General features: G+C 41.3%; 3 protein-coding genes and 2 pseudogenes (1 of these 5 running past the window's edge). All 5 read right to left on the bottom strand.

The window, feature by feature from the left end; genetic code table 11:
• Positions 1-1,027: pseudogene (locus A2294_03365) on the bottom strand (hypothetical protein).
• Between the two features lie 35 nt (positions 1,028-1,062).
• On the bottom strand, positions 1,063-2,121 hold the full coding sequence (locus tag A2294_03360) for a hypothetical protein (protein OGH86208.1): 1,059 nt from the start codon (positions 2,119-2,121) through the stop codon (positions 1,063-1,065).
• 75 nt (positions 2,122-2,196) lie between these two features.
• Positions 2,197-2,652 carry a hypothetical protein gene (locus A2294_03355; protein ID OGH86207.1) on the bottom strand — a complete coding sequence of 152 codons (456 nt, stop codon included), beginning with the start codon at positions 2,650-2,652 and terminating at the stop codon, positions 2,197-2,199.
• Positions 2,653-2,724: 72 nt separating this feature from the next.
• Complete coding sequence (locus tag A2294_03350; protein ID OGH86206.1) at positions 2,725-4,968, bottom strand: hypothetical protein; 2,244 nt, start codon at positions 4,966-4,968, stop codon at positions 2,725-2,727.
• A 194-nt stretch (positions 4,969-5,162) separates the two neighbouring features.
• Positions 5,163-9,027: pseudogene (locus A2294_03345) on the bottom strand (hypothetical protein) (it continues 128 nt past the right edge of the window).

Raw genomic sequence — 9,027 nt, 5'->3', positions numbered from 1 at the left:
TGGCTTCTAAACCTGGGGCAGTCACTTTCTGTTTGGTCATACCGGAGCCAATTAAGTAGTAATCAGATCCCATTTTTACCAAGGAGCCAACCGGATAAGCAGCGGTGTTTATTGAGGAAGAACTGATTTTGTAAATATAAGGGAAGATTGCTGGATCAACATCGCGGACTCTCTTACCCCAGTCATTACCCCAAAGGGCTTTGGCAATATTGGCTGTCTCAATCCAACGTAATATACCTCCGGCTTCAACAGCGTATACTTTGGGATCGGTCTGAATCTTAACTAATTGAGTACCGGGACGATAAGTGACAGTTCCTCCAACAGCAAGAAGAGCCAGGTCTGCATCAGGAAGAGTTTTTACTATTGTCCAATCTTTATGCCAAGAGAAATAAACATCTTGGTTGGGAAAGGTATAACGTTTGCCATCCGTAGCGATATAGAAGACATCTTTGGTTAATGAACCTTTGACAACATCACCAACGGATACGGCAACGGAGAGAGCAGAAAGACTGGCTGGTATGGCCGGAGTAGCTGGAACGGCTGGAGTCACTGTGGGCACGGCCGGAGTGGCAGGAACTGCTGGCGTGGCAGGAGTAACGTATCCTCCTCCGCCACCTCCGCCACCACCTCCAGAAGGAGCGGAGCAAGTCCCGCTTGGCGTGATAGTAATGGTATGCTGGGCGGAATTAGACGGACAATTTATATAAACGCTGGAAACGCTGGATCCACAAGTTTGAGTGGTATTGCACTGACCACTATTAGAAACCGAAAAATCTTTAAGATCAGCCGAACTAATGTTAATAATTGAGCTGGCTTCTACTACAAAATCAAAACTGGAATTATTAACCGTAAAAGATTGAACGGTGGTATCTGTACTTAAAGTATAACTTGAACTGTCAGACGGCAAAACCAAAGAAGCACCGGATGTGGTAGTTATATCATTAGCGGCTCTAATAACACCGGCCAATCCCAACATTAGACCAAAAAACAGCGCGAAGAAAAGACTCTTAGAAACTATTTTCTTCATAAAATTAAATTAAACTATTTTATATTGAGTCTTTTTTAGTTGCGACAATCAACTGTGCTAATATCCACAGTATTGCCGGTAAGTATAGTCAGATATTTGGTTGTACCGGCCACATCTTTTAACACGAAACAGCTTCCTTTACCCGTTCCACCGGTAGCATCAATCAACAAAGTGCTGGTTGCATTGGTAGCCGCGGTAAATTTAAAAGTCCCGGAAGCGGAAACATCACCGGTATTAGTCACGTCAAACGTACCAAGTTCATAACCGGCTGTATAACCTAAAGTTAAATTATCCTTTTCAAAAGTGGAGGTGGTTGTTCCATCACCAATGTCTATCTGCTTGCCTGTAGCGTTATAGATGATTAAATCGCTGACTACATAACCGTTAACAGTAACATTATCAGTCACCGCGTTGCCCAATGTCACGGCGCCATTGGCTACCAAAGCGCCGGTAAGGGTGGTGGCACCAACTACAGCCAGCGTGCCCGAGGCGGAAACATTACCGGAAGAATCTACATAAAACTTACCCAAAACATCTGCCGCAACAGCGCCTACTGCCAAAGTATTTTGGGTTAAAGTAGAGGTTGAAGTCAAGTTTCCAACAGTCATTACATTAAAATAACCGCCCAGGGTGACCAAATCCGAAGCCGCGTTGCCCAATGTCACGTTACCATTAGCAGTTAAAGCGCCGGTTAAAGTGGTGGCGCCAATTACAGCCAGAGTGCCAGAGGCGGAAACATTACCGGAAGAATCCACATAAAACAAACCCAATGCATCATCCGGTCCAGTAGCAACCTTAAGATAATCCTGACCCAAAGTTGAGGTGGTGGTCCCATCACCAACAGTCATTACATCAAAATAGCCGCCCAGGGTGACTAAATCCGAAGCCGCGTTGCCCAAAGTTACGGCGCCATTGGCTACCAAAGCGCCGGTAAGGGTGGTGGCACCGGTGACCCCTAAAGTCCCACCGACAGAAACGTCGTTACCCACTGTTGTAGCGCCGGAAACAGAAAGAGGAAGAAAAACCAACATAAAAACAAAACAAACAACCAGTTTCTTTGCTTGTCTTGTTTTTAGACCTAAAATTTTTCTCATAAAAGGAAAAAGTTAATTAGTTTAAATTACTATTTATCAATCAAAGAGACACGACTTTTATTCTTTTTGATTGAATTATTTATTAAAAAATTTTTCTTGCCGCGCGGCGTAAAACTGAATTATATCCACTATTTTATCCACTTCCTGATCGTAAACAATTGCTCCGGTATCATACAGCAAAACTTTTTGGCCGTTTTTTAAATACTGGTAAAGCACCGGATTTTCTTTTAATAAGCTGGACGCGTCTTTTACAGTAGCCACGGTAAACTGTGTAGCCGGCAAAAGAATATGCCGCGAGACCTTTTCCACTATGCCCCCAACTTCCGGATCTTTATTGGATAAGTCCAAAAATTCTTCTTTGGTATTTAAATTTTTATTTTCAAACGCTGGTTGATTTAACTTTCTGTTCTGATTTCTATAAATATCAAAAACAAACCAACTGACAACTAACAACAAAACAATCAATAAAATTAAAATTAAAGACAAAATTACAAAAACTTTTGTATCTTTTTTCTTTGCCCAAAAAAACATACTTTTCATTGTTTATATTATATCACAATTATTCTTAAAAATCACTATCTGTGGATAACTCCCGCCTCACCTTTATTTCTTCAACTCCCCTTTTCCTAATTTTTCCAAAAATAATTGCACTTCAGCGGCATAACCGGAATCCAAATCTAAAACCCGCTGAATATATTTTTGGGCATTTTCTTTATCGTCAATTGCGGCGTAAGCCATAGCCAAACGGCCGTAATATAAAGGTTCACCGGATTTTAAACTAATGGCTTGGTGAAGCAAAGTAATAATCATGCGATATTCCCCTCTTTCATAATACCTATTGATCAATTCCTCTATATCTTTAATATCGGTAAAATTATATCCCAATAAAAGAGCGGCTTTAATTTCTTTAATAGCTTCGGTGTCTTTATCTGCCACATAATAAGCCTTGGCCAAATGCCAATAACCATGGCTAAACATAGGATTCATTTCTATAGCTTTTCGCGCTATACTAATTGCTTCATCAAAATTTTTCCTCAATAATTTACTTTGACTTAATACGTAATAGCCCGTTAATCTGCCGGGGCTGGCCTTAATGGCCTCATTTAAATAAAATTCCGCCTCCTGCGGCTCTTTTTTATTATAATCAGACCATAAATTATACAACTCACCCAATTTTAAATTAAAAAAATTATCTTGTGGGTTATAAGCTAAATTTTTTTTCATTTCGCCAATAGATAGATCGAAAAAATCATTAATATCCTCTTTGGATAAATTAGGCGCCTGGCGAACAATGTTTAGCCCGACGGCTGTTACCAACATGGTTCTAATATCTCTATCTAAGGGCGTTTTATAATTTAAAGCCTTTTTATAATATTCCACGCCACCGGCTAAATCGGCTTGCTTCTGAACCAGATATTCGGCCTTTTTAACCTGGCGGACAGCCAAAATGGGTTCTATATTAAAAGAATAAATAAGATACAAAATAACAGCCGCAAAAACAAAAACCGGCCAAAGGTTGTTTTTATTCAAATCTTTTTTAGGCTCTATAGACGGAGCTTCTCCAAATGATGGCGGAACTGACAAAAATTCTGTCAATCCCAAAACCAAAAAAAACGGCAGATAGGAATTAAGGCTATCAAAAACAAAAAGATTCTGGATAAAATAAGCCACCAGCAAACTGACAAAGCCGCTAAAAAGCAAATGGGAAAGAAACCCTTTTTTCAAGCTCTTAACCAAATAAAATAAAGTAGCCCCAAAAATCAATAAATAACTTAACAATCCCAGCATTCCCACGGTTGACAAATGTTCAAAAACAACATTATGCGGACGATCAAAATAAGTCTGTGTAGGGGTAAAAGTGTAAAAAGAAGGAGAAAAATATTTATCAAAAATTATGGCAAAATTTTCCAGCCCCACTCCCAAAACAGGACGATCCTTAAAACCTTGCCAAGCCGCTTCCCAAGCTAAAAAACGGGTATTAACCGTTGGATCGCTCAAAGAAACGTCAAAAGCCCTGTACAAAGAAGGTATTTTTTTAACCACCGCGGCGCTATTTAAAAATAAAATCAAATAAAAACCTAAAAATAAAATTGTTAAACTTCCCAAGACAATACTGAGACGGCGATTATTTGACAAAATAATATTTAAAAAAACAAAAATAAAAAAACCCGCCGCTATTCCCAAATAAGCGCCGCGGGTTCCGGTATAAATTACGGATAAAATTTGCAAAATCATTAAACCGCCCAGCGCCACACGCCAAATATTTTTTTTGATTTTCAAAAAAAGAAAAAAAGAAAAAAAGAAATGAAAAATTAAATAAGCTGCCAAAAAAGAAGGATTGCCGGTGGTGGAATCTATGCGGCCGGTTCCGGCGTTATAAACGCCCCACCAATTAAATTTTTGTGCCAAGCCATAAATGGTTGCCACAAAACTTATTCCCACTGTAGCAATAATATAATTTATCCACTCTTTTTCTGTTTTAAAAACCGAGATTAAAATAATAAAATAGACAATAAAATGGAGCCAGGTAAAAATTCCCCCCATTCTTTCCAAGTCGCCCCAAAAACTCAAATTAAAGTCAACGCCAAAAAAGGCGCTAATAAGCAAAATAAGGGAATAACCCAACAAACTAAAAAACAAAAAATTAATTTTAGGACGCAATTCTTTATACTTATAGGCCAGATAAAAATAAACTCCGGTCAAAATTTCAATCAAAATCCTAAAAAAGAAAATCTTGGAAGTGACAAAAGGATACATTAAAGAAGAAAACATTAAAAGCGGGGCGATTAGGCTTAAATACAGGCCGGCTTTTAGAAGTTTTAAAATATATTGATCAAATTTGGACATATTGTTAAATGATTGAAAGATGGGTATTTCTAATTTTTTTGCGTTGCGGACTTATCGCCCTCGTCTGCAAAAAAATTAGAAATACCCATCTCAAAGATAAACATTGTAATCTTATCTTCAATCTTACCAAAAAAAAACAAAAATCAAAAGACCCCTGAAAATCAGGGGTCTTTTTTTCTAAATCAGAGTTTCAATTATTTTTGAGCGGTCCAAGAAATACCTGTGTTGAGGCTGCCTACACGATAACCAGCTGTCCATTCCTGGGTTTCGCTGGAAGCATAAGCAGTAGCCACAGAACCTGCTGCGCCAGACAAGGTTGCATAAGCGTGAGAAGAACCTTGTGACTCATCAGACCAAATGAAGTTACCTTCATAGGCTGTACCAGCTCCGGCAGCGGCCGAATTTAGACCAATACCATATCCACCAGCTGTGCCGCCGTAGAAAGCTCCCGGCAAAGCATCAAGATAGTACATATTGTAATTGGTAGTGACGGCAGTACCGCCAGACGCTAAAGAGTCGTCATTGACTAACTCAGTAGTGACGGCATCACCATCGGTAGAAACACCGGAAACATTCTGCACTCTGGCTTTCAACTTAAAGTTGGCGCCAGAAACTGGAACTTTCACTTCAGTGGCAAAAACCACGATGACAGTGCCCGTGCCAGTTACAGGAACGTTAGTAGCCGCACAACCAAGGTCAAATGAATCAGTGGTCATACAACCTGTGCCAGTCGTGTCTAATTCACGGGCAGCTGCTGTGCTGGAGCCGTCAAAAATATAGACTTCGGAAGCTGGGTTCAACAGGACATCATCCTTGTAGAAAGCAAAATCATCCAAGGTGAGAATACCTGTTGTGGTTGTTGTATCAGAGATAGACACATTAAATGTAAGCTTCTTCAAAGAGGCCTGGGTAGGAGAAGCTGTTACATTAAAGTTGGCCAAAGTAACTGTGGAGCCGCTTGACAATTTAGTGGAAGCCGCAGCTGAGGTGATAGAAGGCTTCGTGCGATATAACACCATGGTGTTGGCAGTCACATCTGTTGATGGAACATTGATAGCCACGTTAGACTTGGCACCGCGAGCCAGAATAGATCTGGTCTGGCTGTTCAAGCTTTGGGCGGCGTTTTCCAATCTAAGAGCATGAGTCACACCGGCTGAAGAATTCAAATAGGTGTTAGGTTGGGCTTTAACAGTTAAATTGACAGTTGTACCCTTAGGAATAACCAAAACAGGATTCAAATTGAAGACAGCATAACCTGAATTGGTATTTGGGGTAGCAGTAGCAGTCAAGTTCACTTCCAAACTATTCAACGGAGCAGTAGCACCATCGGTGTACAATCCAAAGTTGGTCATAGTAGAAGTGGCTTGAGCAGAAGTGGCACCCTGAACTGTCATCTGATCAAAGATAATAAGGGATTCAAGCTTAACATCTTCAGTGGTAGCTGTTAAGGAGAATTTGCCTAAGCCAACACGATCAGTGCTAGCCATACCCATAGTCACAATTTGTGACGCTGGATTATCAGAAGCCAAGGTGACAGATAAAGTACCATTAGCGGCGATATAAACAGCTTGGTTCACTTGATCTGTATCATAAGTAGCAGAAGTCTGGCTTACTTTCTTATAGTAAGTGACAGAATCCAAATCCAACACCGCTTCGGCTGTGGTTATGCTTTGACCGGAAAGGACAGAAGCATAAATATCAACGGTGGCGCTTTGGCCAGCGGTGATTTCCACGGAAGGAGAAACAGTGAGGGTATAAGAACCATCTTCACCAGCACTATCCAAATTAGCTTGAGTCTCACCAACTTGTACGCCATTTATCTTGGCGACTAAATTGTAGAAAACATCACCTAATTGATAAGTACCAGCGCCATCATCCTTAATAACCAATTGATTGACAGTGACGCCTTCAGCCGCACCAGCGGTAATTTTATAGGAAGCGATTTTAACATCAGCTTCGTTAGTAATACCGTTAGGGTTGGCGGAAGTGCCATCTGGCAATGAATTATTTTGAGCTACTGATAAAGCGCCGGAAGAAACTGTCAAGGCGCTGGCATCTAAGGAACTGGCCAAACTAATGGCAGTTAAAGATGTTTGAGTAGTGGCATTACCAGCAGTGCTGTTTAAGGTAGGAGTGACAACAGAACCGGCAGTTAAATTGGTGCTGGCCGCGTTCTTTACGTCAGCTTTAATCACCAAAGTCTTGGTTTGAGTGGCTGGAATGATAAAGGAGCTGCCAAAAGTCCATTGTACGGCAGTATTATCAGCGGCTAAATCGGCAGTAACGCCAATTTGCGAGCCATCAACAAACATAGCAACATTATCAAGACCTACTTCATTACCGGTGCTGTCTGTTTTAAAGTAGACATCAGTCACTTTAACATCTTCACCAACCGCTTTGAAATCATATTTAGCAATTTCCACCTGGGTAGCACCTTGGGCAATATTGCCAGTTGGAGTTGTTGAATTCAAAGAAACAGTCAATGTACCAGCGTTGATAGTGGTTTCATAAGTTGAGGCATTGCCTTGATAGCGCACAGCCCAAGTAGCTTCTGTGGCATTATCAGGTTGCACCAAGTTGCCGTAAGAAGTATCCAAGATATCAATATCATAGATATTTTGGACCATGAAACGGAAGGTGCGGCTGGAGCCGGACACTACATCAGCGCGAAGTTCCAAAGTCTTGGCCAAACCTTTGCCAATGGTAAAGTTGAGGTCTTTAAATTCAACTGTTAAATCATCGGCCATGCTGGCAATAGCAGAACCAATCTGAACGCCCCCTTCATAAAGTTTAAAGTTGGCTAAATCAGCTTTGGCTACAGAACCGGCTTCGGAGAATTTAACGCGATTCAACTTTAAGATTTGGTCGCCACCTTGAATCTGCAATGACCAAACAGAGAAGTTGTTGGTGCCTGGATTAACAGTGTTGTCGCCGCTCGGAGCAATGTTGGTAATTTGAGCATAGCCATTATCAGAAACGGCAATGTAAGTGAACAAATTACCGGACAAAGGAGCAGACATACCAACAGTACCGGTGCCATCAATCACCACATCGGCGGCGGCGGCAATCTGCATACCAATAGTCGGGCCTGAATTTAGGTTATCCGACATATCGGCTCTGACAGTGATTGTTTTGGTGGTTCCGGCTGGAACTGTAAACAATCCGGCGCTGGCATTGAAAGTAAATACTTTCTCGCTCAAAGCGCTGTGCTGGGCAATGAAAGTATCGCCATCATAAATGTAAAGAGTGGCAATATCGTTATTCGCGCTAACGCCAATCTGTTTCATTTTGATGGTTTTTACTTTAACTGCGCCATCAGCTGAAGCAGTGAAATTAAATCTAGCCATTGGTGTGCGACCAGAGCTGTCTGAAGAATCAGAAGCAGTGTCACTGACAATCAATGAACCGCTAGCTGGTGTATCAGAGGCTAAAGCCACTGTTAAAGAACCGGCGGTAACTGGTGTTACTGGAGTTGTACCTCCGACAACAGTAGTACCGGCTACGGTTGTTAAATTGGCATCCTTAGCAACTAAATCAGCGCCAGTGGTGTAAGCAGACAAATCAGTGGCAGTGGCGGCGAATTTGGTTTGAAAACCATTGGCTGTCAAACCTTCGGCAGTCACTTTCTGTTTGCTGGCGGCGGCATTGATATAGTAATAATCAGCACCCATCTTCACTAAAGAACCAACAGGATAAGTGGTGGTGTTTACTGAAGCGGCGCTAATTTTGTAGACATAAGGAAAAATTGATGGGTCAACATCGCGAAGACGAGCTCCCCAATTTGTTCCCCAAAGAGCTTGCGCAATACTTGCTGTCTCGATCCAGCGAAGTGAACCATTGGCTTCAACGGCATACACTTTAGGATCGGTTTGAATCTTAACTAATTGAGTACCAGGGCGATAAGCCACGGTACCACCAATGGTAATACCACCTAATTGAGCATCAGAGATGGTTTTTACCGTTGTCCAATCTTTTAACCAAGAAAAAGCAACATCCTGTGTAGGGAAAGTATAGCGCTTTCCATCAGCGGCATAGTAGAAAACATTCTTGGTAGAAGCA

Source organism: Candidatus Magasanikbacteria bacterium RIFOXYB2_FULL_38_10, from assembly GCA_001783145.1.
Classification (GTDB): Bacteria; Patescibacteriota; Patescibacteriia; order Magasanikbacterales; family UBA10003; genus GWC2-40-17.
Note: the sequence above shows the minus strand (reverse complement) of the source record. Positions and strands in the feature narration are given on the sequence as shown.